We start from the raw sequence: 24,734 nt of genomic DNA on the forward strand, positions 1-24,734 counted from the left end.
ACCGCTCGGACCCCGCAGGTTGCCGATCCAATATCGTATCGGATTTTTCATGCCGCGGATTTCAGTCGAGGAGTGCAGGCAGGCGGCGCAGCTGGCGCTGGAAGGGGCGGGCGTCGGCACCGAGGCGGCATGGCTGCAGGCCGATCTGCTGCTCGATGCCGAATTGCGCGGCTTGCCCTCGCACGGCTTCCTGCGGCTCGAGCGGATCATTGCGCGCATCAACAATGGCGTCGCCGACCCGAATGCGCGTGGGCTGCACAGCTGGCGCGGCGACGGTTTTCTCAGCGTCGATGGCCAGCAAGGCCTGGGGCCGGTGGTGGCCATGCACGCGGCCGAGACGGCGGGCGAACGGGCGCGCCAGACCGGTATCGCCGTGGCCGCCATCGCCAACAACAATCATATCGGCATGCTGGCCTGGTATGCCGAAGCGCTGGCTGAGGCTGGGCTGGTCTCGATCATCCTGACCACCAGCGAGGCACTGGTGCATCCCTTTGGCGGGACGACGGCGCTGCTAGGCACCAATCCGATCGCCATCGGCGTGCCCACCGATACCGGGCCCTTCGTCATCGATCTGGCCACCAGCCTGGTATCGATGGGTGAAATCCACGATCACGCCCATCGCGGCGCGCCACTGGCGGAGGGCTGGGCGCTTGATGCGGACGGCCGGCCGACGACCGATGCCGAAGCGGCCAAGAATGGGGCCATTGCCCCCTTTGGCGCGGCCAAGGGCTATGCGCTGGGGCTGGCCTTCGAGCTGCTGGTGACGGCGCTGACCGGCGCGGCGCTGGGGCGCGACGTCACCGGCACGCTCAATGCGCAGTTCAAGAGCAACAAGGGCGATGTGTTCATCCTGATCGATCCGCTATCGGGGCAGGGGGCGGCTCTGTCGGCCTATCTGGACACGATCAGGCAGACGCCGCCCACGGAAGGCTTCGAGCAGGTGCTGATCCCGGGCGAGCGTGGCCGGGCGCGCAGGGCCGAGCGGCTGGCGGCCGGCATCGAGCTGGCCGAGCCGGTCTGGGCGACCATGCAAAGGCTGCGCGACGCGGCCAAACCCGAATCGAGGATCTGATGACCCTGTTTGCCACCATGCGTGCGCCGCGCAGCATCGTCTTTGGCACCGGGCAGCGGCACAGCCTGCCCGGCTATGCGCGGGCGCTGGGCCAGAAGGCGCTGATCGTCACCGATGAACGCATGGGCGCCAGTGCCGACCTGGCCGCCATGGTCGATGGCCTCAGGGCGGCCGGCGTCGCGGTGGCGGTGTTTGACCGGACGCTGCCCGAAGTGCCGCTGGACTGCATCGACCAGTGCGTCGCCTTTGGGCGCGGCTTCGGGCCCGATCTGGTGATCGGGCTGGGTGGCGGGTCGTGCCTCGACATGGCCAAGGTCACGGCTATCCTTTTGGCGCATGGCGGTTCGCCGCGCGACTATTTCGGCGAGTTCAAGGTGCCCGGCCCGGTGCTGCCACTGATTGCCGTGCCGACCACGGCCGGCACGGGCTCGGAAGCGACGCCGGTCGCGGTGGTGGCCGACAGCGAACGCCTGCTCAAGGTGGGCATTGCCAGCCCGCAGATCATCCCGCTGGTGGCGATCTGCGATCCCGAACTGACGCTGAGCGCCCCGCCGGGGCTGACCGCGATTGCCGGTGCCGATGCGCTGACCCATGCCATCGAGGCGCTGACTTCCCTGCCGCGCGTGGTGGATCCAATGATTACCCATGAGCATGTCTTCCTGGGCAAGAATGCCCTCAGCGACGGGCATGCGCGCGAGGCGATCTTCCATCTGGCGCGCGGGTTGCAGCGCTCGGTCGAGAACGGCCAGGACCTGTCGGCGCGCGAAGACGTCATGTATGGCGCCCTCTTGGCCGGGCTTGCCTTCGGCACCGCTGGCACGGCCGCGGCCCATGCTATTCAATATCCGGTGGGCGCCCTCACCAAGACGGCGCATGGCGCCGGGGTGGCCTGTCTCATGCCCTATGCCATGAGCTTCAATCTCGGCCATGCGACGGCCTCAATGGCCGAAGTGGCCACAGCCATGGGCGTGGCGGTGGCGGGCGATGGTGCCGAAGCCAATGCCGAACGGGCCATCGTGGCGGTGGAGACCCTGTTTGCCGCCATCGGCATTCCGCCCGACCTCAAGACGCTGGGCTTGCGCGCGGATCAGCTCGACTGGACCGCCGAACAATCGCTGGGCGCGGCGCGTCTGGTCAAGAACAACCCGCGGCCGCTCGATCTCACTGCCATGCAGGCCATCGTGCGGGCCGCCTTTGCCGGCGACCGCCGGCCGCTGCTAACCCAGGAATAGACCATGCTCAAGCTCCCAGAATCCCTTCAGTCCTTCGGCATCGAGGAAGCGGTCAAGACCGATCTCTATATCGATGGCGCATGGCGCGCCGGTGCCGCAGCCAAACGGATCGACGTGCTCGATCCCTCCACCGGCAAGAGCATCGCTACCGTCGCTGACGCAACCGTCGAGGATGGTATCGCGGCGGTCAAAGCCGCCCATGACGCGCTGCCGGCCTGGGCCGCCATGGCGCCGCGGCAGCGCGGGGAAATCCTGCGCAAATGCTGGGAGCTGATGATCGCCCGCAGCGAGATGTTCGCGCGGCTGATCAGCCTCGAAAACGGCAAGGCGCTGCCCGATGCCCGCGGCGAGGTGGCCTATGCGGCCGAGTTCTTCCGCTGGTTCTCCGAAGAAGCCGTGCGGCTCAATGGCGATTTTTCGACCGCGCCGAGCGGCAATAACAAGATCCTCGTCACCCAGCAGCCGATCGGCGTGGCCGTTTTGATCACGCCGTGGAATTTCCCGGCCGCCATGGCAACCCGCAAGATCGCCCCGGCTTTGGCGGCGGGCTGTTCGGTGGTGCTCAAGCCGGCGACCGAGACCCCGCTCACCGCCTTTGCCATGGCGGCGCTGATGGCAGAGGCTGGCGTGCCCAAGGGCGTGGTCAATGTCGTCACCACCTCGAGCGCCGGCGCACTGGTTTCGGCCATGTTGCATGATCCGCGCGTGCGCAAGCTGTCCTTCACAGGTTCGACCCAGGTGGGCCGCACGTTGCTCAAGGAGGCGGCTGATCAGGTGATCAACTGCTCGATGGAGCTGGGCGGCAATGCACCCTTCGTGGTGTTCGACGATGCTGATCTGGGCAAGGCGCTCGATGGCGCCATGCTCGCCAAGATGCGCAATGGCGGCGAGGCCTGCACGGCGGCCAATCGCTTTTACGTCCAGAGCGGCATTGCCGAGCGCTTCTCCAGGGGCCTGGCCGAGCGCATGGGCAAGATGCAGGTCGGCGCCGGCTATGACGAGGCGGTGGCCTGTGGCCCGCTGATCAACCAGAAAGCGGTTGATCGCATTGCCGATCTGGTCAAGGACGCTGTGGCCAAGGGCGCCACGGTGCTGACCGGCGGGGCGCCGAGCGGTGGCGATGGCTTCTATTTCCCACCCACCGTGCTCACCGGGGTAACCGGCGATGCCGAAATGGTGCGCGACGAGATTTTCGGGCCGATTGCACCGATCTCGATCTTCGAGACCATCGACGAGGCGGTGGCCCTGTCCAATGACAGCGAATATGGGCTGATTGCCTATGTCTATACCGAGGACCTCAAGAAGGGCCTGCAGGTGGCCGAGCGCTTCGAGGCCGGCATGGTCGGGCTCAATCGCGGCCTGGTCTCCGATCCGGCCGCGCCCTTTGGCGGGGTCAAGCAGTCGGGCCTGGGGCGCGAGGGTGCCCATCACGGCATCCTGGAATTCTGCGAGACCAAATATATCGCGGTGAGCTGGTAAATGGCGGTTCCCAGCGCGGTCGCCGGCCTGCTGCGGCGCCCCGCCCGGCTGGGCGACGAGGTCTACAGCGCCATCTTTGCCCGCATCATGTCGCTCGAGATCGCCCCGGGCACGCGCATTTCGGTGGATGCCGTGGCGCGGCAGCTGGGCGTCTCGCAGACCCCGATCCGCGAGGCATTGACCCGGCTCGAGGCCGAGGGGTTGGTCGTCAAGACGCACCTGGTGGGCTATAGCGCGGCGCCGCAGATGACCGCGGCTCAGCTGGCCGAGCTTTACCAGCTGCGCCTGCTGCTCGAGCCCTTCGTGGCGCGCCAATGTGCCCTGAACATGCCAGACACGATGTTGGCCCACCTGGCGGGATTGTGCAGCGAGATGGCGGCGCTGTCGCAGCGCGAGGGGCTCGACGCCTATGCCCAGTTCGCCCAGATCGACATGGCGTTTCACGATCAGCTGGCGTCCAGCGCCGGCAATGGCCTTGTCGTCGAGGCCCTGTCGCGGCTGCATACCCATGTGCACCTGTTCCGCCAGGTGTTCGACGCACGGGCGCCGGCAGCGGCCGTAACCGAGCATGAGACTATCCTCAAGGCCATCGGGGCGCGCGACGCCGATACCGCCGAGGCGGCCATGCGGACCCATATCGAGCAGTCGCGGGCGCGATTTGGCGGGCGCTAGGGGTCAAGTAGCGGTTTTAACATCGGCGCAGGTGGGCTAGATACGCCTGATCGTGCAAGGATAGCGCAACAGTATGAGCAGCCTCAAGTTTGGAACCAGCGGCCTGCGCGGCCTGGCCGTTGATCTCGTCGGGGACGCGGCGCGGCGTTATACCAAAGCGTTCCTCGATTATCTGTTGCGTGACGGACATGTCACCGCGCTTTATCTGGGGCGTGACCTGCGTGCCAGCAGTGCGGCGATTTCGGCTGACTGTGCTGCCGCCGCTGCGGCCATGGGCCTGCGCGTGATCGACTGTGGTGAACTGCCGGCGCCGGCCCTGGCCCGGCACGCCATGGCGGCGGGCGCCCCCAGCATCATGGTCACCGGCAGCCACATTCCGGCAGATCGCAATGGGCTGAAATTCTTCCGCGCCAGCGGCGAGATCAGCAAGGCAGACGAAGCCGGCATCCTGGCGCAGCTGGGCGATGCCGTGGACGGCGACTACAGCGCCAAGCCTGTCGATGACAGTGCCGCGGCCGCGGCCGGTTATCGCGATCGCTATCGGGGATTGCTGGCGGGTGATACGCTCAAGGACTGGCGCATCGGGGTTTTCGAGCATTCGACCACCGGACGACAGGCGCTGGCCGAGATGTTTGCCGGCTTCGGGGCGCAGATTGTAGCCTTCGGCCGGGTGGCTAACTTTGTCGCGGTCGATACCGAAGCCTTTGGTGATGCGGTATTTGCGCCGCTGCCGGGCTGGATCGTCGAGCACGGGCTTGATGCAATCATTTCGGCCGATGGCGATGCCGACCGGCCGCTGCTGATGGACAGCCAAGGCCAGTTTGTCCGGGGCGATGTGCTCGGCCTCTTGGCGGCACAGTTCTTTGGCGCCGATACAGTAGTCACCCCCGTTACCTCCAATACCGCGATCGAGGCCACGAGCTATTTTGCCTCGGTGGTGCGGACCCGTGTCGGCTCGCCCTTTGTCGTCGCCGGCATGCAGGCGGCCATCGCCGCCGGCGGACGCTGCGTGGTCGGCTTCGAGGCCAATGGCGGCACGCTGCTGGGCAGCGCGCTCAACCTGGGCGATGCCGCGCTGCCGGCCCTGATGACGCGGGACGCCATCCTGCCATTGATCGGGGTGTTCGGCCGCGCGGCTGCGGAAAACTGCAGCATTGCCGAGCTGGTCGCGGCGCTGCCGCTGCGCGTGGCGCTGAGCGACCGGCTGGAGAATTTTGCCGCCGAAAAGAGCCGTGCCCTGCTGGATGGGCTCTCCGTACCGGCAGAAGCTGCGACCTATTTTGCCGCGCGCGGGGCGATCCTGCGGTCGGCCGCCATCGACGGGCTGCAGGTCTTTCTTGACGATGGCACCATGGTTCACTATCGCGCGTCTGGAAATGCGCCGGAACTGCGCTGCTATGTCGAGGCCGATACCGAAGCGCAGGCGCAGGATGCGCTGCGCTGGGGCCTTGCGACGGCCAGCGCGGCGACGACGCATGGCTGATACTGCCGCAGATTGTTTTTACCTGTCACCCCAATGGCTGAGGCCTTCATGACCAGCAAAATCGTTCCCGTCATCCTCGCCGGCGGCCAGGGCACGCGGCTATGGCCAATGTCCCGGGCGACACGGCCCAAGCAGTTCATCGAACTGATGGGCAATCGCTCGCTGTTCCAGCAGACGCTGGAGCGCCTGGCTGGCTCGGATCGCTATGCGGCGCCGATCGTGGTGACCAATGCGGACTATCGTTTCGTGGTCGCCGAACAGGCACAGGAGGCCGATATTGCCCTGGGGGCGATCCTGCTCGAGCCGGTCGCGCGCAATACGGCGGTGGCTATTGCCGCTGCGGCCTATTTCGCCCTCGAACAGGATGCCGACGCCATCTTGCATATCCTGGCCTCCGATCACGCCATCACCGCCGATGCCGCCTATTATGGCGCCGTGGGTACCGCCGAAGCGGCGGCGCGCGCCGGCTGGCTGGTCACCTTCGGTATCGTGCCGACCCGGCCCGAGACCGGCTATGGCTATATCGCGGTGGGCGAGGCGCTGCCGGATGGCGGCAACAAAGTTGGCCGCTTTGTCGAAAAGCCGGATCTGGCGACGGCCGAGCGGCTCCTGGCCGAGGGCGGCTATGTCTGGAATTCGGGCATGTTCATGATCGGCGCCAGCGCCTTCATCGCCGAATGTGAAGCACTGGCCCCCGAGACGGCGGCAGCGGCCCGCCGCGCCGTCGAACTGGCCAGGACCGATCTTGACTTCGTGCGGCTCGATACCGAGGCATTCGGCGCAGCGCCGAGCATTTCGGTGGATTATGCCATCTTTGAAAAGACCGGCAAGGCCGCGGTACTGCCCGTGACCTTTGCCTGGTCCGATCTGGGCTCGTGGGACGCGGTGTGGAGCGCCCATGCGCCCGACGCCAATGGCAATGTGGTGCTCGGCTCGGCGCTGCTGTCGGGCACCAGCAATACCATGGTGGTCACCGATGGTGCGCATGTCGTGGTCGAGGGACTTGACGATGTCGCCATCATCGCCAGCCAGGACGCGATCTTTGTCGGCCGGCTGTCGCAGGCGCAGCGCGTCGGGGCGCTGGTCAAGCAGCTCAAGGCCGATCCGGCCACCCAGGCCCTGACGGAAACGCACAAGACCGCCTATCGCCCCTGGGGCGGCTATTCGTCGGTGCTGCTGGCCGACCGCTTCCAGGTCAAGCGCCTCTTCGTCAAGCCGGGCAAGAAGCTGAGTCTGCAGAAGCACTTCCACCGCTCCGAACACTGGGTCGTGGTCAAGGGCACTGCCGAGGTGACGATCGACGGGCAGATTTCCATCCTGACCGAGAACCAGTCGATCTATCTGCCGCTCGGCTGTACGCATCGCCTCGCCAATCCGGGCAAGATCGAGCTCGAGCTCATCGAGGTGCAGACCGGCTCCTATCTGGGCGAAGACGATATCGTACGCACCGAGGACGATTTCGGGCGGGCCGGCTGAGGGCTGACGCTTCAGCGTGCAGGAACAATCCAGGCGCCGGCCTGCCGCGTAACAACGGTGATCGGCAGCGGCGCCTGGGAGCCAGCATGCACAAGAAGCCCCATCTGCCGGAAAAGCCCTGCGCCAGTTGCGGCCGGCCGTTTGCATGGCGCAAGAAATGGGCGCGCGACTGGGATGCGGTCAAATACTGCTCGGAACGCTGCCGACGCGACAAGGCGCCGGCGCGGGCCTCCTAGCTGGCCAGGCGCTGGGCGCTCATCGTCACATGAACAATGATGCCTTCCTCGGACCAGTCGGTCTTGAGCGAACCGCCCAGCTGGCCGGTGATGATGCGGGTCAGCAGCTTGCTGCCATAGCCTTGGTCGGCCGGCGGCGCCACGGCGGGGCCACTGCGTTCGGTCCAGACCAGGCTGACCTCGTCGTCCGAGGCGGTGCCGGAAATGTCGAGCAGGCCGGCTTCCACCGAGAGCGCGCCGTATTTGAGCGAATTGGTGGCCAGTTCGTGGATCACCAAAGCGACGGTGGTGGCCGCCTGTTCGCCAATGCCCATGCGCGGCACGGCCACGCGGATGCGGCCACTGAAGGCGCCGGAATCGTCATAGGGGGCCAGCAGCACGGCGATGAGGTCGCCCAGCAGCGCCGCGCGGCCCTGATTGTCGGGCAGGGGCCGGACCATGTCATGGGCCCGGCCGAGCGCGGTCAGGCGCGATGTCAGCTCTTCGGCCATCTGCGCAACCGAACCGGCGGACCGCGAGGTCAGCGTGGTGAGCCCCGCGGCGATGGCCAGCAGGTTCTTGACGCGGTGGCTCATCTCGCCGGCGAGCAGTTCGTGGCCTTCCTCGGCCTGCTTGCGACCGGTGACGTCAAGGAAGACGCCACTCATCTGGCCCTTGTGCAGGCCCTCGTCATTGCCCAGGCCGCGGGCGGAGATCCAGCGGATTTCCTCGCCAAGCAGGATGCGGAAGTCGATCTCATAGGCGCCGACGAGGGCGCGCGTAGCCGAAAATGCCGTGCGGACCCGATCGCGATCGGCCGGATGGATGCGTGAGGACAGGTCCTCAAAGGTAACGGTCTGGGTCTGGGGCAGACCCCACAGATCGAAGGCCAGTTCGTCCATGTCGAAGGCGTCGGTTTCCACCCGCCAGGACCACAGCGCCACACCGGCAGCATGCAGGGCCCGCTGGAGATTGCCCACTTCCCAGAGCGGGTGGTCTTCGTCGCTGAAAGGCATGGGCGGTCTCCTGACCCCCGTTTGACAGATTGCGCCCGCTCGCGCCACCCCTGACACCGCGCTGCAGGGACAGCACGGGCCTCACCGGTCCAGATTCAGCGGAGGAAGCTCTCCATCAACAGGCCACGACATTGACCGCAAGGCCGGCCAGGCTGGTTTCCTTGTACTTTTCGCTCATGTCGAGGCCGGTCTGGCGCATGGTTTCGATGCAGGCATCGAGGTGGACATGATGCGTGCCGTCGCCCTTGAGCGCGAGCGACGCGGCGGTCACCGCCTTGACGGCGCCAAAGGCATTGCGCTCGATGCAGGGGATCTGCACCAGGCCACCGACCGGATCGCAGGTCATGCCCAGATGGTGTTCCAGCGCGATTTCGGCCGCGTTTTCGACCTGTTCGGGCGTGCCACCCATAATGGCGCAGAGGCCGGCGGCGGCCATGGCCGAGGCCGAGCCGACCTCGCCCTGGCAGCCCACTTCAGCGCCCGAGATCGAGGCATTGTGCTTGATGATGCCGCCAATGGCAGCGGCGGTCAGCAGATAGTCGCGCACCGTCTGCGGCGTCGCCGCAGCGTTGAACTTGAGGAAATAGCGCATCACGGCGGGGATGACGCCGGCCGCGCCATTGGTGGGCGCGGTGACGACGCGGCCGCCGCCGGCATTCTCCTCGTTGACTGCCATGGCGTAAAGGCTGAGCCAGTCATTGGCCATCAGCGGGGTAATCTCGTTGCGCTGCCATTGCGGCTCGAGCTGGGCATGGATGGCGCCGGCGCGGCGCTTGACCTTGAGGCCGCCGGGCAGGATGCCGGTCTGGGCGATGCCGCGGTCGATGCAGGCATTCATCACCCCCCAGACCTCGTCGATGCCACGGTCCAGTGCCTGCCGGCTGGTGCCGGCCTCCTCATTGGCACGCTTCATGGCGGCGATGGAGAGGCCCGAGGCGGCGGCCATGGCCAGCATGTCGCGGGCATGGGCAAAGGGGTAGGGCACGTCGGCCTGTGCGGGCGGGGCGTGCTTGAGCGCGGCGAGCTCGTCACCGCTGACGACAAAGCCGCCGCCGACGGAAAAATAGGCGCGGCGCAGCAGCAATTGGCCATCGCTGTCATAGGCGGAAAACTGCAGCCCGTTGGGATGGCCGGGCAGCGGCGTCTTTTTGTCGAATACCAGGTCGACCGCCGGCCGGAACCGATAGGTGCCATGGCCGGGCGGGTGCACGGTGCCGCCGGCCTCGACGGCGGCCACCAGCGCATCCATGGCGTCGGGATCTACGGTCTTGGGGTCCTGGCCGCAAAGGCCCAGAATGACGGCGCGGCCGCTGCCATGGCCGATGCCGGTAAAGGCCAGCGAGCCGTGCAGGCTGGCGGTCAGCGCGGCGGGCCTGGCATTGGCGGCGCGCGGCCAGTCGCCGGTCGCCAGTTCATCGAGGAAGCGCCGCGCCGCCGTCATCGGTCCCATGGTGTGGGAGCTGGACGGGCCGATGCCGATTTTGAAGACGTCGAAGACGGACAGGAACATGGCCAGCATAGTGGCTGATCTGTGCGCCGACGCAAGGGGTTACCAGGGCAGGGGCAGGCCGGTATGGTCGAGCATCATCCCGGTGTCCGCCGGCCCGGCACCATCGAGCACGCCGAGCATTCGCTCGGCTGCTTCCATCGGTGATACCGGGGGGTGGCCAGGGCCTGAAAAGGGCGCCGAGAGCGGCGTGGCCACGGTGCCCGGATGCAGGGTCAGGCACAGTGCTTCGGGCCGCGAGCGGGCCAGTTCGATGGCGGCGGTGTGGATCAGCTGGTTGAGGGCCGCCTTGGCGGCGCGATAGCCGTACCAGCCACCCAGCTGGTTGTCCCCAATGCTGCCCACCTTGGCGGAAATGGCGGCAAAGGTCGCCTTGCCCTGACGCGGCAGCAGCGGCAGGAAGTGCTTGGCCACCAGTGCCGGGCCGACAGCGTTGATGGCAAAGCTGCGCGCCAGGTTGTCGCCATCGAGCTGGCGCCAGCTCTTTTCGGGCTGCTGGGCGCCGTCATGCAGCAGGCCGGTGGCCAGCAGGACCAGGCGGACGGGCAATTGGGTTGCGGCTGTGGCCTCGGCAGCGCGGACAATGCTGGCCTCGTCGGTCAGCTCGAAGCCGTCCATGCGGCGCGAGATGCCGAGAACCTGCTCGAACCGGCCACTCTGGCGCAAGGCCAGATCGAGTGCGCTGCCAATGCCGCCACTGGCGCCAAGGACGACGGCGATGCCGCCAGACGGAAAGGATTGCAGGTCAACGGGCATGGGTGCCTCCTAACCATGTTACGCAACAGCGGGCGAAGCGGTTCAGTATCGTTCCACATCCTGCAACAGTGTGGGCCGGCATTGGCGATTGTGTCGGCGGGCCGGGTCGCCGATATCTGGGACCATCCCAGCCAAGGAGTTCAGTCGTGGCCGCTTATCACTATGCCGAAGCCAAGGGTGCCGATCCGACCGCGCCGCTGCTATTCGTGTTTCACGGCACCGGGGGCGACGAAAACCAGTTCTTCGAGCTGGCCGGCCAGCTGCTGCCTGGCGCCCGCATCATTGCGCCGCGTGGCGATGTCAGTGAAGGCGGCGCGCTGCGCTATTTCCGGCGTACCGCCGAGGGCGTCTATGACATGGACGACCTGCGCCAGCGCACGGCGCAGATGACGACCTTCGTGCAGGAACGCCTTGCCGAGAGCCAGCCGCGCGCCGTCATCGGGCTGGGCTATTCCAATGGCGCCAATATCCTGGCTGCCGTTCAGTTCGCCGCGCCCGAGCTGTTCAGCGCAAGCGTGCTGATGCACCCGCTGATCCCCTTTGTTCCCGCCAGTGCCGATTTCACCGGTCACCAGGTGCTGATCACCGCCGGGCAGCGGGATCCGATCTGCCCGGCGCCCGCAAGCCAGGCGCTGGCTGACTATTTCCGCGCCCAGGGCGCGCAGATGTCGCTTTACTGGCATGCCGGCGGCCACGAAATCCGCCCCGAGGAACTGCGCGAAGCGCAAACCTTCCTGGCGCCATTCGCCGGCTAGGTCCGGCGGGCCGTCCGGCCGGCAATTGTCGTCGCCAGCCCAACGTGTATAGTTGCCCCAGGATATGGCGGCCTCGCTTGATGACTTGCGGGCGGGCCGGCCAAAGTGGGTGGAATGAAGAAAATCCTGTTGAGCCTGCTGTGTGCGCTGGCTCTGGCCGGTTGCACAGGCGCCAATACCAGCTTCAACACCATCCAGGTGTCGGGCGCCGAGGAAGCGTTTCCCGCCGATTATCAGCTGCGCGCCCGGCGCTACCTGGCCGAGCAGGATCTGGCAGGCGTCCAGATCTCCTATCCGCGCACCGTGGTGGGCGAAACCGCGTTCAGTCCGCGGCGCTGGTATGTGTGCCTGGATGGGCTGGCGCCGCCCGCCCCACCAACGCGCCGCGCCAAGCCACTGCTGGAAGCCGCGCTTAATCTGGCCCGGCCGGACGTGGCCGCAGACGATTATCAGGTTATCCTGATCCTGCGCGCCAGCGGGTCGACGGCGGCGATCAAGGGGTTCGACGCCCCCCTATGTGGCAATGGTCGCTATGAGGCGCTGGCAGCGGGATAGAGCATGCAGTTCAAGGTCACCTATGCCCGGTACCTGGCTGACCGGCGTCGTCTCGAATTCACGGCCTCGGGCGAGCGCAATGGGTGCCTTTTTACCGTGGTGACCGACGTGATCTGTCTCAAGGAACCGCGCACGCCCGAAAATGTGCATCTGGTGGCCCTGGCCCGGCTGACCGAGATCTTCCGGCGCCGCAGCGCCTCGGGCTACTAGCGCCATCAGGCCTTGATGTCGGACCAGTTGGCGTGGCGGCGGAACTGGTTGACCGCATAGGAGCAGACCGGGGTAATGCGGAAATGGCCCTGGCGGGCATCGTCCACGGCAAATTCCATCAGCGTGGCGGCGATGCCGCGACCCTGGAATTCAGGCGGTACGCCGGTGTGGTCGATGATGATGTTGCCGTCCTCGGTCTTGCGGAAGGTCATTTCGGCCTCGGCAGTGGGCGAGAGCTTGATGACATAGCGGCCGGTCGTGGCCTCGTCTTCGCGTTGGACGGTCATTTCATTATCGTTCATGGCGCGGTCTTCCTGCTGCTGAGCTCAAGATATGGGGCCGGCCGGGCCGGTGGGCAAGCCGATTAATGGGCGATGGCTTAATGGGCGATATCGCTATTGCCCCAGCGCGCCTGGATGGCGCGACCCAGCCCGCCCAAAGCCGGGGCCACAAACAGCAGGATGCGCTGATAGGAATGGAGCAGAACGAAGAGGCCGGCCAGGATCAGCGTGCCCACCACGATCACCAGTTCGAGCGACAGGCCGATCGATTTCAGCCAGGCGGTGAGCAGCATGCCGGGCAGGATATGGGCCGCCGCCCAGGCAAAGGCCGAGGTGACGTTGATCAGGGTGAAAAAAGCGTAGTTCATGCCCATGATGCCGGCCACGCCCGGAATGACGGCTTTGACGCCGGGAATGAAGCGGCCGATGAACACGGCCTTGCCGCCATGCCGGGCGAAAAATGCCTCGCCGCGCGCGATCATGGCGCGGTGGTGGCGGAAGGGCCAGATGTCGCGGATGGTGTCCTTGAGGAAATGGCCGATCGTATAGGACAGCGCGTCGCCGATGATCGCCCCCGCCACCGCCGCCAGATAGACCTCCCAAAACGGCAGGCGTCCTTCGGCAATGATGCCGCCGGCCAGCAGCAGGACGGGCGTCGAGGGCACGAAGAGCCCGAGAATGAACACGGCCTCGCCGATGGCCACCGCGAAGATGAACCAGAAGGTCAGCCAGAAATTGCCGGAAATGGCATTCAGGAATTCTTCGAGATAGACCGAGACTTGATGGAAAATGTCAAACATGCCGGTCCGGTCTGGTGACGCTGTGGCGGCAAGCCTCCAGCACTGGTTGACTATGGGCGCCTGCGCGAACAGGCTCAAGCTTTATCCTCTAGAGACCGCCCATGAACTCTTTGTTACATCACATGATTGCCGCCGGCCCCCGCCCGGTGGCGCCGTTTTCCCATGCCGTGGAGGCCGATGGCTGGGTCTTCGTCACCGGCCAGATGCCGACCGACCCGGCTGCCCCCGATGCGCCGCTGCCCAGCGGCATTGCCGCCCAGACTACGCGGGTGATGGACAATCTGCGTGTGGTGCTGGCGGGCATCGGCCTCGGCTTTGCCGACATCACCATGGCGCGGATCTACCTCACCCAGTTCGAACGCGACTATGCTGAGCTCAACGCGCTGTGGCCGAGCTTCTTCGAGCCCGGCAAGCTGCCGGCGCGTACCACGATTGGCGTCACCGCGCTGGCCGTCGGGGCGCTGGTCGAGATCGACCTGATCGCGCGGCGGCCCTAGCGGGTTGGCGCCGGTGTAGAGGGCTCCTTCGGCGACATCGGCCATACCGCCACCGCTGCGGAACCGACTGCCGGGCCTGCCTGTTGGAGAACAGGCAGGTGGAGTGCGCTCATGGCTGAAATTGGCAAGCAGGACGATCAGCTCGACTACATACGAACGGAAATCCGGGAGGAGGTCGGCCTGCTCAACAACCGCCTCAATTCCCTGATGTCCTCGCAATCCTTTCTGGTGATCGCTTATGCCTCGACCCTGAGCAGCAGTAATGGCAATTTCCACAAGCTCTATACGGTGCTCCTGCCGCCGTTTCTGGCCATGCTGGGCGCCGCACTCGTGCTGGAGGCGCGCCCGAGCCTCCATGCCGCGCTGGAAGCCATCGACAACTGGCGCCAACGCGAGGCGAACCTGGTCAGTTCTTCGGAGGATTATGCGCCCTATACCCTGGCCGTCGACGACCGGTCGCGCCAGGACATCATGCGGCGGCAGCATCAAGGGCGCCACTTTGCCATCCGGGCGCCCATGATCATGCTGGTCGCCTGGCTGGTGCTGCTGCTCCTGCCGTTCGGCTTGTACTTCGCGGGCTGAAGCCGCCCCATCTGCGCCTCTCAGGGCGGGGCGGCCCTGGTCAGCCGCGGTAAGCCTTTACGCTCTGCTGCTGTTCGCCCATGCCCTCAATGCCCAGGCGCATGACATTGCCCGGCTGGAGCCAGACCGGCTCGGGCTTGATGCCCATGCCAACCCCTGGAGGCGTGCCGGTGGTGATGATGTCGCCCGGCTGCAGGCTCATGAACTGGCTGACATAGCTGACCAGATGGGCGACGCCGAAGACCATGGTCCCGGTCGTGCCGTCCTGGTAGCGGTGGCCGTCGACCTCGAGCCAGAGCTTGAGGTTCTGTGGGTCGGGCACCTCGTCGCGCGTCACCAGCCAGGGGCCGATCGGGCCGAAGGTATCGGCCGACTTGCCCTTGACCCACTGGCCGCCGCGCTCGGTCTGGAAATGGCGCTCGGAGAGGTCGTTGACCACGCAATAGCCGGCCACGTGATCGAGCGCGTCGGCCTCCTCGACATAGCGCGCCTCGGTGCCGATGATGACACCCAGCTCGACCTCCCAATCCGGCTTGATGGCGTTCTTGGGAATGATGACGTCGTCATTGGGGCCGATGATGGCGCTGGTGGCCTTCATGAAGAGGATCGGTTCGGCGGGAATGGCGGCGCCGGTTTCGGCGGCGTGATCGGCATAGTTGAGGCCGATGCAGATGAACTTTCCGACATTGGCCACGCAGGGGCCGATCCGCTCTCCGGCCTCGAGCCGGGGCAGGGTGCCGAGGTCGGTGGCGCGGATCCTGGCGAGGCTTGCATCCGAGAGGGTGGCGCCGCCGATGTCATCGACAATGCCGGAGAGGTCGCGGATGGCGCCGTCCTCGGCCAGGATGGCGGGCTTTTCGGCGCCCTTGGGGCCGATGCGCAGCAGTTTCATCAGTGAAGTCCTTGTGAAGCGGCCAGCCTGGGGCTGGCGGGGCGCGGGTAGCGCAGTGACGGGAGGGGCAGGCGGCTCTAGCCGTCCGGGCGGATGATGCCCTTCTTGAGCAGGATATTGCCATAGAGGCGCCGCTCGCCGGTCTGGACGATGGCATAGCCCTGCTTGACCCGGTCATAGAAGGCGAAGCGTTCGAGCGCGGCGACGCTCATCTTGGGCTCGTGCTGCTGCACGATCGTGTCGAAGGCTTCCACCACCGGCTCGCGCTTGCTGGCGTCGCCGACCGTCTGCATGACGAAGACGGCATTGTCGACGAAATCGTCGAGCGGCAGCAGCGTCAGCACGGCGTCCAGCACATCGGTGGCGCTGATGCCGTCCAGCCGCACCAGAGCCGGGCCGGCAGCGTCGGCGGGATAGTTGGCGTCGACAATGGCGATCTCGTCGCCATGGCCCATGGCCCGCAGGATGCCGAGCAGGTCGGGTCCCAGGATGGGGGGAATGAGTTTGAGCATGATCTTTGGCCTCCTCAGCCGAAGGGAAAACTGTCGCTGTCGCTGCCCAGGCTGGCGCCATCGGCGAACAGAGCGGGATGTTCGCGGGCAAAGGCAAAGAGCTCGACCATGACGGCGTCGACATGGGCGCGGATGGCGGCGATGGCCTGCTCCTTGTTGCCGGCCAGGATGCCATCGAAGATGGCCTGGTGTTCGGCGATGGTCAGGGCCAGGCGGCGCGGGGTGACGATCAGCCAGCGGGCCCGATCGAGATTGGCGCGGGCCGAATCGATGATGTTCTTGATCTTGGTGAATTCCATGGCGCGGAAGATGATGTCGTGGAATTCGATATCGAGCTGGTGGAAGGCTTCGGCGTCGTCGCGCTCGGCCGCGCCGCGTTGCGCCGCCATATTGGCGTGCAGGGCCGCGATGAGGTCGCGGTCATGGCGGCCGATGAAGACGCGCAGCGCCTCGCTTTCGAGCCCCTTGCGGATCAGCATATATTCGCGGACATCGGCAATGCGCACCAGCGACACGGTCGAGCCGCGTTGCGGCGCGATATCGACCAGGCCCTCGGCCTGCAGCCGGGCCAAAGCCTCGCTGACGGGAAAGCGGGAGACGCCCAGCTGGGCGCAGACCTCGGACTTGTCGATGGCGCTGCCGGGCGGCAAAGCCAGCGAGACAATGGCCTGGCGCAGGGCATTGGTGACCTCATTGGTCACGCTGCCGCGAGTCAGCACGGTGGGGGCGGCCAGAAAAGAATAGGGACTTGCTGCCATCTTCATGCTAACATGTTAGTTAGAGCCGAGGTGCTTTACAACGCCCATCGCTGCGGATTGCGGGCGCAATCTGGCGGTTTATGACGGCGGGGTAAAGTGCAGTTGAGACCCAAAGCTGAAAGCACACCGATGTCGCAGACAATGACCCGTCCCCAGCCGCGTACGCTGGTGCTCAATAGCGCCGACAATATCGCGGTGGCACTGGCCAATCTTGAGGTCGGCAGCGCTACGCCGCAGGGGCCGGTCATCGTGCGGCGGGTGCCCAAGGGCCACAAATTCGCGCTGCGGCCCATCGCTGCCGGCGAACCCATCCTCAAATTCGGCCAGATCATCGGCTTTGCCAAAGAGCCCATCGTGCCGGGCGACTGGGTACATGAGCACAATTGCGGCATGGGCGGCGCCGATGGCAGCCTGACGCATGACTATGCCTTTACCGAGGGCGCGATCCCGCCCGACATGATCCCGGTCGAGGAGCGCGCCACCTTCGAGGGCTATCGCCGCGCCAATGGCAGCGTCGGCACGCGCAATTATATCGGTATCCTGACTTCGGTGAACTGCTCTGCCACGGTGGCCAAGTTCATCGCCGAGGGTATCAACCGCTCGGGCCTGCTCGACGATTACCCCGAGATCGACGGCGTCGTGCCCTTCGTGCATGGCACGGGCTGCGGCATGGAAAGCCGCGGCGAGGGCTTTGACATCCTCAAGCGCACGCAGTGGGGCTATACCTCCAACCCCAATCTGGGCGCGGCCATGCTGGTGGGCCTGGGCTGCGAGGTGTTCCAGATCGGCCGCATGAAGGAAATGTACGGTATTGTCGAAAGCGACACATTCCAGACCATGACCATCCAGGAAAGCGGCGGCACCAAGAAGATCATCGAATGGGGCATCGAGCGGATGAAGGAAATGCTCCCGGTGGCGGCGCGGGCAAGGCGGGAAACCGTCGACGCCTCCGAGCTGATGCTGGCTTTGCAATGCGGCGGGTCGGACGGCTATTCCGGCATTACCGCCAACCCGGCTCTGGGTTATGCCGCCGATATCCTGGTGCGCAATGGCGGCACCGCCATCCTCAGCGAAACGCCCGAAATCTACGGCGCCGAGCACCTGCTGACGCGCCGCGCCACCTCGCGCGAAGTTGGCGAAAAGCTGATCAGCCGCATTCACTGGTGGGAAGATTATACCCGCCGCAACCATGGCGAGATGAACAATAATCCCTCCCCGGGCAACAAGCTGGGCGGGCTGACGACGATTCTCGAAAAGTCGCTCGGGGCCGCCGCCAAGGGCGGCACGACGCCGCTGACGGCGGTCTACGAATATGCCGAAAAGGTCACCGAAAAGGGCTTTGTCTTCATGGACACGCCCGGCTTTGATCCGGTGTCGGCCACTGGCCAGGTGGCCGGCGGCGCCAATGTGCTGACCTTCACCACCGGGCGCGGCTCGGCCTATGGCTGCAAGCCGGTGCCCTCGATCAAGCTGGCGACCAATTCGGACATGTATGCCCGCATGACCGAGGACATGGACATCAATTGCGGCGACATCGTCGAGGGCGTCTCCATTGAGGACAAGGGGCGCGAAATCTTCGACCTCATCCTCAAGACCGCCTCGGGCGCGCCCACCAAGTCGGAAGCCCTGGGCTATGGCGACAATGAATTCGTGCCCTGGCAGGTCGGCGCGACGATGTAGGCAGGGCTGGGCGGTCGCGCTCAGCGTAGCCGATAGACCGCCCCCAGGCGGTCGGCCGTGTCGCGGGCGTCGCCGACATCACTTACGGCATAGGATGCCAGCAATTCGAGCTGATCGAGCGGCAGATCGCGTCGGTCGGGGTCGCCGATCAGCACGGTGATGCCGGCCGCCTGGCAGCGCTGCAGGAATGGCAGCATGGTTGCCGCGACCTGGGCATTGTAGAACACGTCGCCGGCAGCGATGAGGTCAATCTCGTCCGGTACCGGACCATCAAGGACCATGTCGCGCAGGCCGATGCTCACGCCATTGGCGACCGCATTGAGGGCGATGGCGGCCTGGCCATAGAGGTCGATCTCGGCGGCCGATACCGTGGCACCCGCTTGGGCGGCGACGATGCCGACCAGGCCCGAGCCGGCCCCCAGATCGAGCACATGCTTGCCGGCCACCAGCACGGGGTGGCGGCGGAAATGCTGCGCCAGTGCCAGGCCGCCCGCCCATTGATAGGCCCAATAGGGCGCAGGCGGATCGGGGTCATCATCGTCGAGCAGGCGCGACAGGCGGCTGCCGGCATGGGCCGTGTAAAGCCTGATGCCAGGCAGGGAGGGAACCGGGTCAAGCCGCAGGCTGGCGGTGATGAAGTCGGCAGGCTTCAAGGGCGCTGCAGGCCGGTGGCGCTGACATAGGTGCTCATCAGATATTGCGAGCAGGTGATGAAGAGCCGGTTCCGCTTGGGGCCGCCAAAGGTGACATTGGAAGTTTTCGCGCCGGTCTTGATGCGGCCCAGCAGCGTGCCCGCGGGATCATAGACATTCACGCCCAGCCCGGCGCTGGTCCAGATATTGCCCTCTGTATCGAGCCGGAAGCCGTCAGGCAGGCCGGAATCGATATCGGCAAAGACTTTTGGGTTTGTCAGCGTGCTGCCGTTCACGTTGAACTGGCGGATCTGGGCGGGCCAGTCGGGGTCGTGGCTCTGGCCGGTGTCGGACACGTAAAGCACCGATTCATCGGGCGAAAAAGCCAGGCCATTGGGCTTGGCAAAATCGTCGGCCACCACGCTGAGCGATCCATCGGCCGGATCGAAGCGATAGACGAAGCAGCCGGCCTGCTCCTGATCGGATTTATAGCCTTCGTAATCGCTGAGAATGCCGTAGGGCGGATCGGTGAACCAGATCGTGCCGTCGGACTTGACCACCACGTCATTGGGCGAGTTCAGCCGCTTGCCCTGATGGGAATCCACCAGCGTGGTAATGCTGCCATCCGGCTCGGTGCGCAGCACGGCGCGGGCGCCGTGCGAGCAGGAAATCAGTCTGCCCTCACGGTCGCGGGTATTGCCGTTGACGAAGTTGGACGGGGTGCGGAACGGGGTGACGCCCAGGTCCGGCACATATTTGAGCATGCGGTTATTGGGAATGTCGCTCCAGACCAGGTAATTGCCGTCGGCAAACCACACCGGGCCCTCGGCCCACAGGCAGCCGTCGAAATGGGTTTCGAGCAGCGCATTGCCGACCGTCAGTTCCTTGAAGCGCTTGTCGATGATCTCGAGCGCGTCGCCGCCAATAGCCATGATGTTCCTCCCAATTGCCGGCATTTGACGGGAACATGGCCGGCGCGGCAAGCCTGTTATGGCGATGCCATATTAAGGGCCGTTGCGGTTGCGCACCGAGCATCCTGTCCCAGCCAAAAACAAAGCAGCGACAGGGCGGTAAAGATGTAATCCCCGGCGGCGCCGGCTCGATTAAACTCATGCCCATCACCCCGCATGGGCGGCCTGCAGGCGAACAGTGGCGGGGTGAGCCGGGTGGGGGTTTTGCCTCCCCCACAGGTTCCGAGACGGCCGTGCGAGGACGAGCGATCCCGTGCCGCCGAACAGTTCCAAAAACCGGCACCCCGAGGCGAAGGTCGTCTCATATTTTTACTTACTCAGGGGCGATTGCCGTCTCGGGGTCCGTCCTTCTTGACACCCGCGCTGCAGGCGGCGCCTTGGCGCGTCCATGTGCCAATTGACGACTAACATGTTAGTTGCTAGGGCAGGCTAAGCCTAGGAGCGCGCCCATGCCCAATCTCGCCAAGATCCTCACCGTCGACGAGATGAAGACCGCGGCGCGGCGCGCGGTGCCCAAGATGTTCTTCGAATATGCCGATAGCGGCAGCTATACCGAGGGCACCTATCGCGCCAATGAGAGCGATTTTAACAAGATCAGCCTCAAGCAGAAGGTGGCAGTGAACCTTGAGGGTCGCAATCTCAAGACGCAGATGCTGGGCAAGACCATCGCCATGCCGGTGGCCATTGCCCCGGCGGCGACCGGCGGCATGCAAATCGCCGATGGCGAGATCAAGGCGGCCAAGGCGGCTGAAAAATTCGGCATTCCCTTTACCCTGTCGACCATGGCCGTGTGCTCGATCGAGGACATTGCCGAGAACACCACGGCGCCGTTCTGGTTCCAGCTCTATGTCATGCGCGACCGCGGCTTCATCGAGCGGCTGATCGACCGGGCCAAGGCGGCGAAGTGTTCGGCGCTGGTGCTGACCATGGATCTGCAGATTCTGGGCCAGCGGCACAAGGACATCCACAATGGCCTGTCCACCCCGCCCAAGTTCAATGCCTATTCGCTCTGGCAGATGATGCAGCACCCGCTCTGGTGTGCGCGCATGCTGGGCACCAGGCGCCATACCTTCCGCAATATAGTGGGCCATGTCGGCGGCGATCATGACCTGGCCTCGCTGTCCTCCTGGACGGCCAGCCAGTTCGATCCGACGCTGAACTGGGCCGACGTGGCCTGGGTCAAGAAGCGCTTCGGCGGACCGGTGATCGTCAAGGGCGTGCTCGATGCCGATGACGCGCAGTCTGCCATCGACAACGGCGCCGATGCCATCGTGGTCTCCAATCATGGCGGCCGCCAGCTCGATGGCGCGCCCTCGACCATTCGCGTGCTGCCCGAGATCGTCGAGCGGGTCGGCCACAGAACCGAGGTCTATCTCGATAGCGGCATCCGCTCCGGGCAGGATGTGCTGAAGGCTTTGGCCTATGGCGCCAAGGGCACCTTTATCGGCCGGCCCATGCTCTATGGCCTGGGCGCGGGCGGGGAGGCCGGCGTCACCCGCGTGCTCGACATCATCGCCAAGGAGCTCGACACCACCATGGCCCTGTGCGGCGAGCGCGACATTGCCAATGTCGGGCTGCACAATATCTATTCCAACGACATTCCGCCGCGCAACGCGCCGCTGGCGCGCTAGAGTTATCCCCGGTAGGGGCGGCCGCTGTTAACATCGCCCTCGGTGAGCTGGGCATAGATGGCCCCGGCCAGTGCCTTCATCTGCTCCTGGGGCAAGGTGCCCACCACGGTGCAGGTGATGCGGGTATTGGCCCAGTAAAAGGCCTCGGCGCCGTCATAGGCGGTGAACTGATAGGCCGGTTCGCCGCCGGGCAGGGCAGCCGTGACATAGATGGTGACGCGTTGCTGGTCGGCATTTTCATACATCAGCTGGGCGGCGCGGCCGCCGGTGTCGGGCTCGCCGGGCAACAGGCGTCCGCCCACCAGGGCAAAGCCCTGGGCATCGAGGTCGGGCATGCCCAGCGTGGTGTCGAGCCTGTTGGACAGCCAGGTCGACAGATGCTCGCTATCGTCGCTGCCGACTTCCACGGCATGGCGGTTCTCGGCGACATAGACGGTGTGGGCATTGACCGCGTCGGCAATCAGCGTGGCGCTGGCGGGCCGGGCATCGAAGAGCGGGCGCGCGAACCAGCCCATGCCCAGGCCGAGGCCGACCAGCACGACGGCGGCCACGGCCCAACCCCAGGACCGGATGCGGCGGGGGCCGATCTCGGCGGCCAGGCGGCGCGGTCGCAGGCGTGCCGGCACGGGTTCGGCGCCGGCAGGGCCGAACAGCGTCCGGATAGCGTCGTTCTGGCGCTGGATCATGGCAATTTCGGCAGCGGCCTCGGGATTGGCCAGCAGATAGGCATCGACGGTGGCGCGCTCCCCCTCGGGCAATTGGCCATCGGCATAGGCCATCAGCATGTCGCGGGTGATCTCGTTCATTTCACCGTCCTCAGATGCGGCTCTGCCGGGGTGCCGGTCAGCAGGCGCAGCGCAGCGCGGGCGCGGCCCAGACGGCTCATCAGCGTGCCAGCGGGAATGTGCAGGATGTCGGCAGCCTCCTGGTATGAAAAGCCTTCAAGCGCGACCAGCAGCAGGGCCTCCTTCTGCTCTGTTGGCAGGGTCTGGATGGCTCGGGCCATTTCGGCGAGGGCCAGATGACCCGGCTGGGGAGCGGGTGTTGCAAGTTCGGGGACGGTGTCGATATCGACCTGTTGCCCCCGCCTATGGGAGGAACGCAGGGCGTTGCGATAAAGGTTCAGCAGAATGGTAAAAAGCCAGGCGCGGACCGGCCCGGTAGGCCGGAACAGGCCACGCTTGGCAATGGCGCGTTCCAGGCAATCCTGCACCAGGTCATCGGCCAGATCGATATTGCGCGTCAGCGCCCGGGCATAGCGCCGCAGGGCTGGAACGCAGGCTTCGACCTGGTCGAGAAACTGGTCCATGAACTGTCCGGATTATTCGATGGCAAGATGCCAGACGCCACCGACGCCGTCACCCTTGATGTCGCCGGCGGCCATGTCCTCGTACCAGTAATACAGCGGCCAGCCGTCATGGGCCCACATCTTGGCGCCGTCGTCGCGCGTCACGACAGTGAACTCGCCTTCGTCCTTGGCATCGGCGGCGGCCATCAGCGGTGGCCATTTGACGGCGCAGTCGCCATTGCAGACGCTTTTGCCATCACCCTTGGTGTCCTTGTCGAAGGTGTAGAGCGTCATGCCATTGGCATCGGTCAGCACGGACTTGCCGGCAATGTCGACGGACTTGACGGCGCCACCGAGATAGTCGGCGGCCAGTGCGGGCAGGCTCAGGAAGGCAAGGGCGGCGACGCCGGCCAGGATGGTTCGGATCTGCATGGGGATCTCCCTCGGGGTTGCGGGGCCGCTTGTGCGGTCCTCATGGCGATCAACACCGCGCAGCCCGGTTTAATCCCGGATGCCGGAAAAATCTTATCCGAAGAGATTAGCCGGCCAGAAGACAAGAGGCTGGACAGGGCGGTGGGACATTGCTTTGGTAGCGCCAACTGGTGCGCACCGTCTGGGAGAGGGCGACAAGCGACACCGGCGCTGCCGGCAAAACGCCGGCGGCTTACGGAGGAACGCAATGAAAAGACGCGAATTTTTCAAGACCGCTTCGGTCGCCACCATCGGCGCCGCTGCGGCCACCACACTGGCGGCCCCAGCCCTGGCCCAGGGCAATATCACCTGGCGCATGGTCACCACCTGGCCGAAGAACTTTCCGGGCCTGGGCGTCGGCGCGCAGACGCTGGCCGATCGCATCACCAAGGCCTCGGGTGGCCGTCTCACCGTGCAGGTCTTTGCTGCCGGCGAAATGGTGCCGGGCCTGCAGGCGCTCGACGCCGTCATCGACGGCTCGGCCGAAATGAGCCATGGCACGCCCTATTACTGGCAGAACAAGAGCCAGGCGCTGAGCTTTTTCACCGGCGTGCCCTTCGGCATGACCAATCGTGAGCTGACCGCCTGGGTGCGCTATCTCGGCGGCCAGGAAATCTGGGACAAGGTCTATGACCAGTTCGGTCTGCAGGGCTTCCTGTCGGGCGATACCGGCACGCAGGCCGGCGGCTGGTTCCGCAATGAACTGACCGGCGTTGCCGATATCCAGGGCCTGCGCTTCCGCACGCCGGGCCTGGGTGGCCAGGTCTGGGGCAAGCTGGGCGCTTCGGTGACCAACCTTGCCGCCGGCGAAATCTTTGCCGCCCTGCAGTCGGGTACGCTCGATGCCGCCGAATTCGTCGGCCCCTACAACGATCTGGCGCTGGGCTTTTACCAGATCGCCAAGAACTACTACTTCCCCAGCTTCGTCGAGCCGGGCCTCGCCACGGAAATCGCCGTCGACAAGGCCAAGTTCCAGGCCCTGCCGGAAGACCTGCAGGAAATCGTCCGCATTGCCGCCCAGGCTTCCTATGACGAGGTGGCTTCGGACATGTATGCCAATGATCCGCGCGCGCTCAATGCGCTGGTCAGCGAGCATGGCGTGCAGGTGCGCCGCTTCCCCGAGGAGATCATGGAAGCCGGTGCCAAGGCATCGATGGAACTGATCGCCGAAATCCGCGAAGGCGGCGACGCGCTGACCAAGGAAACGGCCGAGAGCTTCGTCTCGGCGTTCAACCTGCTGCGCCAGCGCACCGAAGGCACCGACATGCCCTATCTGGCGGCCCGCGAGAAGTACATCAAGTACACCTGACG

At 65.5% G+C, this 24,734-nt stretch carries 28 protein-coding genes; 15 read left to right on the forward strand and 13 right to left on the reverse strand.

The window, feature by feature from the left end; translation table 11 throughout:
• Positions 1 to 49 precede the first annotated feature (49 nt).
• The 7 genes from GDR53_RS10875 to GDR53_RS10905 all read left to right on the forward strand — a co-directional run bounded on the left by GDR53_RS10875 (position 50) and on the right by GDR53_RS10905 (position 7,650).
• A complete protein-coding gene (locus GDR53_RS10875; RefSeq protein ID WP_193334527.1) occupies positions 50 to 1,072 on the forward strand; it encodes an Ldh family oxidoreductase in 1,023 nt (340 codons plus the stop codon).
• On the forward strand, positions 1,072 to 2,304 hold the full coding sequence (locus GDR53_RS10880; RefSeq protein WP_193334528.1) for an iron-containing alcohol dehydrogenase: 1,233 nt from the start codon (positions 1,072 to 1,074) through the stop codon (positions 2,302 to 2,304). The genes GDR53_RS10875 and GDR53_RS10880 overlap by 1 nt, the downstream gene beginning before the upstream one ends.
• Positions 2,305 to 2,307: 3 nt before the next feature.
• Entirely contained in the window at positions 2,308 to 3,783 is a 1,476-nt protein-coding gene (locus tag GDR53_RS10885) for an NAD-dependent succinate-semialdehyde dehydrogenase (RefSeq protein ID WP_193334529.1), read from the forward strand.
• On the forward strand, positions 3,784 to 4,455 hold the full coding sequence (locus GDR53_RS10890) for a GntR family transcriptional regulator (RefSeq protein WP_193334530.1): 672 nt from the start codon (positions 3,784 to 3,786) through the stop codon (positions 4,453 to 4,455).
• Between the two features lie 73 nt (positions 4,456 to 4,528).
• Entirely contained in the window at positions 4,529 to 5,938 is a 1,410-nt protein-coding gene (locus GDR53_RS10895) for a phosphohexomutase domain-containing protein (protein ID WP_193334531.1), read from the forward strand.
• Between the two features lie 48 nt (positions 5,939 to 5,986).
• On the forward strand, positions 5,987 to 7,414 hold the full coding sequence (locus GDR53_RS10900; RefSeq protein WP_193334532.1) for a mannose-1-phosphate guanylyltransferase/mannose-6-phosphate isomerase: 1,428 nt from the start codon (positions 5,987 to 5,989) through the stop codon (positions 7,412 to 7,414).
• 86 nt (positions 7,415 to 7,500) lie between these two features.
• Positions 7,501 to 7,650: a DUF2256 domain-containing protein gene (locus GDR53_RS10905; protein WP_193334533.1), complete on the forward strand. Its 150-nt coding sequence runs from the start codon at positions 7,501 to 7,503 to the stop codon at positions 7,648 to 7,650.
• On the opposite strand, the gene GDR53_RS10910 is transcribed toward GDR53_RS10905, so the two are convergent.
• The 3 genes from GDR53_RS10910 to GDR53_RS10920 form a co-directional block, all read right to left on the reverse strand.
• Positions 7,647 to 8,645 (reverse strand): sensor histidine kinase, encoded by a 999-nt coding sequence (locus tag GDR53_RS10910; protein WP_193334534.1) that lies wholly within the window; start codon positions 8,643 to 8,645, stop codon positions 7,647 to 7,649. The two genes, GDR53_RS10905 and GDR53_RS10910, sit on opposite strands and share 4 nt — an antisense overlap.
• Before the next feature lie 115 nt (positions 8,646 to 8,760).
• The gene (locus GDR53_RS10915) at positions 8,761 to 10,155 is read right to left on the reverse strand and encodes an L-serine ammonia-lyase (RefSeq protein ID WP_193338051.1); all 1,395 of its coding nucleotides are present in this window, start codon (positions 10,153 to 10,155) and stop codon (positions 8,761 to 8,763) included.
• A gap of 39 nt (positions 10,156 to 10,194) precedes the next feature.
• A complete protein-coding gene (locus tag GDR53_RS10920; RefSeq protein ID WP_193334535.1) occupies positions 10,195 to 10,908 on the reverse strand; it encodes an SDR family NAD(P)-dependent oxidoreductase in 714 nt (237 codons plus the stop codon).
• Positions 10,909 to 11,054: 146 nt separating this feature from the next.
• Here GDR53_RS10920 and GDR53_RS10925 point away from each other — a divergent pair, with 146 nt between their 5' ends.
• From GDR53_RS10925 to GDR53_RS10935, 3 genes are all read left to right on the forward strand, one after another.
• Positions 11,055 to 11,663 (forward strand): alpha/beta hydrolase, encoded by a 609-nt coding sequence (locus GDR53_RS10925; RefSeq protein ID WP_193334536.1) that lies wholly within the window; start codon positions 11,055 to 11,057, stop codon positions 11,661 to 11,663.
• Positions 11,664 to 11,777: 114 nt separating this feature from the next.
• The gene (locus GDR53_RS10930; RefSeq protein WP_193334537.1) at positions 11,778 to 12,218 is read left to right on the forward strand and encodes a hypothetical protein; all 441 of its coding nucleotides are present in this window, start codon (positions 11,778 to 11,780) and stop codon (positions 12,216 to 12,218) included.
• Between the two features lie 3 nt (positions 12,219 to 12,221).
• Positions 12,222 to 12,428: a hypothetical protein gene (locus tag GDR53_RS10935; protein WP_193334538.1), complete on the forward strand. Its 207-nt coding sequence runs from the start codon at positions 12,222 to 12,224 to the stop codon at positions 12,426 to 12,428.
• Between the two features lie 5 nt (positions 12,429 to 12,433).
• On the opposite strand, the gene GDR53_RS10940 is transcribed toward GDR53_RS10935, so the two are convergent.
• Entirely contained in the window at positions 12,434 to 12,730 is a 297-nt protein-coding gene (locus GDR53_RS10940; protein WP_193334539.1) for a GNAT family N-acetyltransferase, read from the reverse strand.
• 77 nt (positions 12,731 to 12,807) lie between these two features.
• A complete protein-coding gene (locus GDR53_RS10945; protein WP_193334540.1) occupies positions 12,808 to 13,509 on the reverse strand; it encodes a DedA family protein in 702 nt (233 codons plus the stop codon).
• Between the two features lie 122 nt (positions 13,510 to 13,631).
• Between GDR53_RS10945 and GDR53_RS10950 the strand changes: the two genes are divergently transcribed.
• Positions 13,632 to 14,006, forward strand: a complete 375-nt coding sequence (locus GDR53_RS10950; protein WP_193338052.1) for a RidA family protein — start codon at positions 13,632 to 13,634, stop codon at positions 14,004 to 14,006.
• A gap of 111 nt (positions 14,007 to 14,117) precedes the next feature.
• Positions 14,118 to 14,588 (forward strand): hypothetical protein, encoded by a 471-nt coding sequence (locus tag GDR53_RS10955; RefSeq protein ID WP_193334541.1) that lies wholly within the window; start codon positions 14,118 to 14,120, stop codon positions 14,586 to 14,588.
• 40 nt (positions 14,589 to 14,628) lie between these two features.
• Here GDR53_RS10955 and GDR53_RS10960 read toward each other — a convergent pair whose 3' ends face one another.
• The 3 genes from GDR53_RS10960 to GDR53_RS10970 all read right to left on the reverse strand — a co-directional run bounded on the left by GDR53_RS10960 (position 14,629) and on the right by GDR53_RS10970 (position 16,756).
• Entirely contained in the window at positions 14,629 to 15,480 is an 852-nt protein-coding gene (locus tag GDR53_RS10960; RefSeq protein WP_193334542.1) for a fumarylacetoacetate hydrolase family protein, read from the reverse strand.
• Between the two features lie 77 nt (positions 15,481 to 15,557).
• Positions 15,558 to 15,992, reverse strand: coding sequence for an RbsD/FucU family protein (locus tag GDR53_RS10965; RefSeq protein ID WP_193334543.1), 435 nt, complete (start codon positions 15,990 to 15,992; stop codon positions 15,558 to 15,560).
• Positions 15,993 to 16,006: 14 nt separating this feature from the next.
• Positions 16,007 to 16,756: a GntR family transcriptional regulator gene (locus tag GDR53_RS10970; RefSeq protein WP_193334544.1), complete on the reverse strand. Its 750-nt coding sequence runs from the start codon at positions 16,754 to 16,756 to the stop codon at positions 16,007 to 16,009.
• A 123-nt stretch (positions 16,757 to 16,879) separates the two neighbouring features.
• On the opposite strand from GDR53_RS10970, the gene GDR53_RS10975 reads away from it, so the two are divergent.
• Positions 16,880 to 18,430, forward strand: a complete 1,551-nt coding sequence (locus GDR53_RS10975) for a UxaA family hydrolase (RefSeq protein WP_193334545.1) — start codon at positions 16,880 to 16,882, stop codon at positions 18,428 to 18,430.
• Between the two features lie 20 nt (positions 18,431 to 18,450).
• On the opposite strand, the gene GDR53_RS10980 is transcribed toward GDR53_RS10975, so the two are convergent.
• Complete coding sequence (locus tag GDR53_RS10980; protein ID WP_332872313.1) at positions 18,451 to 19,083, reverse strand: class I SAM-dependent methyltransferase; 633 nt, start codon at positions 19,081 to 19,083, stop codon at positions 18,451 to 18,453.
• Positions 19,080 to 19,994: an SMP-30/gluconolactonase/LRE family protein gene (locus tag GDR53_RS10985; protein ID WP_193334546.1), complete on the reverse strand. Its 915-nt coding sequence runs from the start codon at positions 19,992 to 19,994 to the stop codon at positions 19,080 to 19,082. Before GDR53_RS10985 ends, GDR53_RS10980 begins: the two co-directional genes overlap by 4 nt.
• A 488-nt stretch (positions 19,995 to 20,482) precedes the next feature.
• On the opposite strand from GDR53_RS10985, the gene GDR53_RS10990 reads away from it, so the two are divergent.
• Positions 20,483 to 21,664 carry an alpha-hydroxy acid oxidase gene (locus GDR53_RS10990; protein ID WP_193334547.1) on the forward strand — a complete coding sequence of 394 codons (1,182 nt, stop codon included), beginning with the start codon at positions 20,483 to 20,485 and terminating at the stop codon, positions 21,662 to 21,664.
• A 2-nt stretch (positions 21,665 to 21,666) separates the two neighbouring features.
• On the opposite strand, the gene GDR53_RS10995 is transcribed toward GDR53_RS10990, so the two are convergent.
• The 3 genes from GDR53_RS10995 to GDR53_RS11005 are packed head-to-tail and all read right to left on the reverse strand — an operon-like array spanning position 21,667 to position 23,384.
• Entirely contained in the window at positions 21,667 to 22,470 is an 804-nt protein-coding gene (locus tag GDR53_RS10995; RefSeq protein ID WP_193334548.1) for an anti-sigma factor family protein, read from the reverse strand.
• Positions 22,467 to 22,973, reverse strand: coding sequence for a sigma-70 family RNA polymerase sigma factor (locus GDR53_RS11000; protein WP_193334549.1), 507 nt, complete (start codon positions 22,971 to 22,973; stop codon positions 22,467 to 22,469). Before GDR53_RS11000 ends, GDR53_RS10995 begins: the two co-directional genes overlap by 4 nt.
• A gap of 12 nt (positions 22,974 to 22,985) precedes the next feature.
• Complete coding sequence (locus GDR53_RS11005) at positions 22,986 to 23,384, reverse strand: COG4315 family predicted lipoprotein (protein ID WP_193334550.1); 399 nt, start codon at positions 23,382 to 23,384, stop codon at positions 22,986 to 22,988.
• A 247-nt stretch (positions 23,385 to 23,631) separates the two neighbouring features.
• Between GDR53_RS11005 and GDR53_RS11010 the strand changes: the two genes are divergently transcribed.
• Positions 23,632 to 24,732 carry a TRAP transporter substrate-binding protein gene (locus tag GDR53_RS11010; protein WP_193334551.1) on the forward strand — a complete coding sequence of 367 codons (1,101 nt, stop codon included), beginning with the start codon at positions 23,632 to 23,634 and terminating at the stop codon, positions 24,730 to 24,732.
• Positions 24,733 to 24,734: the final 2 nt, after the last annotated feature.

This window comes from Devosia beringensis (assembly GCF_014926585.1).
GTDB lineage: Bacteria > Pseudomonadota > Alphaproteobacteria > Rhizobiales > Devosiaceae > Devosia > Devosia beringensis.

Excerpts from the sequence above, each read along its gene's own strand:
- GDR53_RS10875 (WP_193334527.1), top strand. The coding sequence starts at position 50 with ATGCCGCGGATTTCAGTCGAGGAGTGCAGGCAGGCGGCGCAGCTGGCG.
- GDR53_RS10880 (WP_193334528.1), top strand. The coding sequence starts at position 1,072 with ATGACCCTGTTTGCCACCATGCGTGCGCCGCGCAGCATCGTCTTTGGC.
- GDR53_RS10885 (WP_193334529.1), top strand. The coding sequence starts at position 2,308 with ATGCTCAAGCTCCCAGAATCCCTTCAGTCCTTCGGCATCGAGGAAGCG.
- GDR53_RS10890 (WP_193334530.1), top strand. The coding sequence starts at position 3,784 with ATGGCGGTTCCCAGCGCGGTCGCCGGCCTGCTGCGGCGCCCCGCCCGG.
- GDR53_RS10895 (WP_193334531.1), top strand. The coding sequence starts at position 4,529 with ATGAGCAGCCTCAAGTTTGGAACCAGCGGCCTGCGCGGCCTGGCCGTT.
- GDR53_RS10900 (WP_193334532.1), top strand. The coding sequence starts at position 5,987 with ATGACCAGCAAAATCGTTCCCGTCATCCTCGCCGGCGGCCAGGGCACG.
- GDR53_RS10905 (WP_193334533.1), top strand. The coding sequence starts at position 7,501 with ATGCACAAGAAGCCCCATCTGCCGGAAAAGCCCTGCGCCAGTTGCGGC.
- GDR53_RS10910 (WP_193334534.1), bottom strand. The coding sequence starts at position 8,645 with ATGCCTTTCAGCGACGAAGACCACCCGCTCTGGGAAGTGGGCAATCTC.
- GDR53_RS10915 (WP_193338051.1), bottom strand. The coding sequence starts at position 10,155 with ATGTTCCTGTCCGTCTTCGACGTCTTCAAAATCGGCATCGGCCCGTCC.
- GDR53_RS10920 (WP_193334535.1), bottom strand. The coding sequence starts at position 10,908 with ATGCCCGTTGACCTGCAATCCTTTCCGTCTGGCGGCATCGCCGTCGTC.
- GDR53_RS10930 (WP_193334537.1), top strand. The coding sequence starts at position 11,778 with ATGAAGAAAATCCTGTTGAGCCTGCTGTGTGCGCTGGCTCTGGCCGGT.
- GDR53_RS10935 (WP_193334538.1), top strand. The coding sequence starts at position 12,222 with ATGCAGTTCAAGGTCACCTATGCCCGGTACCTGGCTGACCGGCGTCGT.
- GDR53_RS10940 (WP_193334539.1), bottom strand. The coding sequence starts at position 12,730 with ATGAACGATAATGAAATGACCGTCCAACGCGAAGACGAGGCCACGACC.
- GDR53_RS10945 (WP_193334540.1), bottom strand. The coding sequence starts at position 13,509 with ATGTTTGACATTTTCCATCAAGTCTCGGTCTATCTCGAAGAATTCCTG.
- GDR53_RS10950 (WP_193338052.1), top strand. The coding sequence starts at position 13,632 with ATGATTGCCGCCGGCCCCCGCCCGGTGGCGCCGTTTTCCCATGCCGTG.
- GDR53_RS10955 (WP_193334541.1), top strand. The coding sequence starts at position 14,118 with ATGGCTGAAATTGGCAAGCAGGACGATCAGCTCGACTACATACGAACG.
- GDR53_RS10960 (WP_193334542.1), bottom strand. The coding sequence starts at position 15,480 with ATGAAACTGCTGCGCATCGGCCCCAAGGGCGCCGAAAAGCCCGCCATC.
- GDR53_RS10965 (WP_193334543.1), bottom strand. The coding sequence starts at position 15,992 with ATGCTCAAACTCATTCCCCCCATCCTGGGACCCGACCTGCTCGGCATC.
- GDR53_RS10970 (WP_193334544.1), bottom strand. The coding sequence starts at position 16,756 with ATGAAGATGGCAGCAAGTCCCTATTCTTTTCTGGCCGCCCCCACCGTG.
- GDR53_RS10975 (WP_193334545.1), top strand. The coding sequence starts at position 16,880 with ATGTCGCAGACAATGACCCGTCCCCAGCCGCGTACGCTGGTGCTCAAT.
- GDR53_RS10985 (WP_193334546.1), bottom strand. The coding sequence starts at position 19,994 with ATGGCTATTGGCGGCGACGCGCTCGAGATCATCGACAAGCGCTTCAAG.
- GDR53_RS10990 (WP_193334547.1), top strand. The coding sequence starts at position 20,483 with ATGCCCAATCTCGCCAAGATCCTCACCGTCGACGAGATGAAGACCGCG.
- GDR53_RS10995 (WP_193334548.1), bottom strand. The coding sequence starts at position 22,470 with ATGAACGAGATCACCCGCGACATGCTGATGGCCTATGCCGATGGCCAA.
- GDR53_RS11000 (WP_193334549.1), bottom strand. The coding sequence starts at position 22,973 with ATGGACCAGTTTCTCGACCAGGTCGAAGCCTGCGTTCCAGCCCTGCGG.
- GDR53_RS11005 (WP_193334550.1), bottom strand. The coding sequence starts at position 23,384 with ATGCAGATCCGAACCATCCTGGCCGGCGTCGCCGCCCTTGCCTTCCTG.
- GDR53_RS11010 (WP_193334551.1), top strand. The coding sequence starts at position 23,632 with ATGAAAAGACGCGAATTTTTCAAGACCGCTTCGGTCGCCACCATCGGC.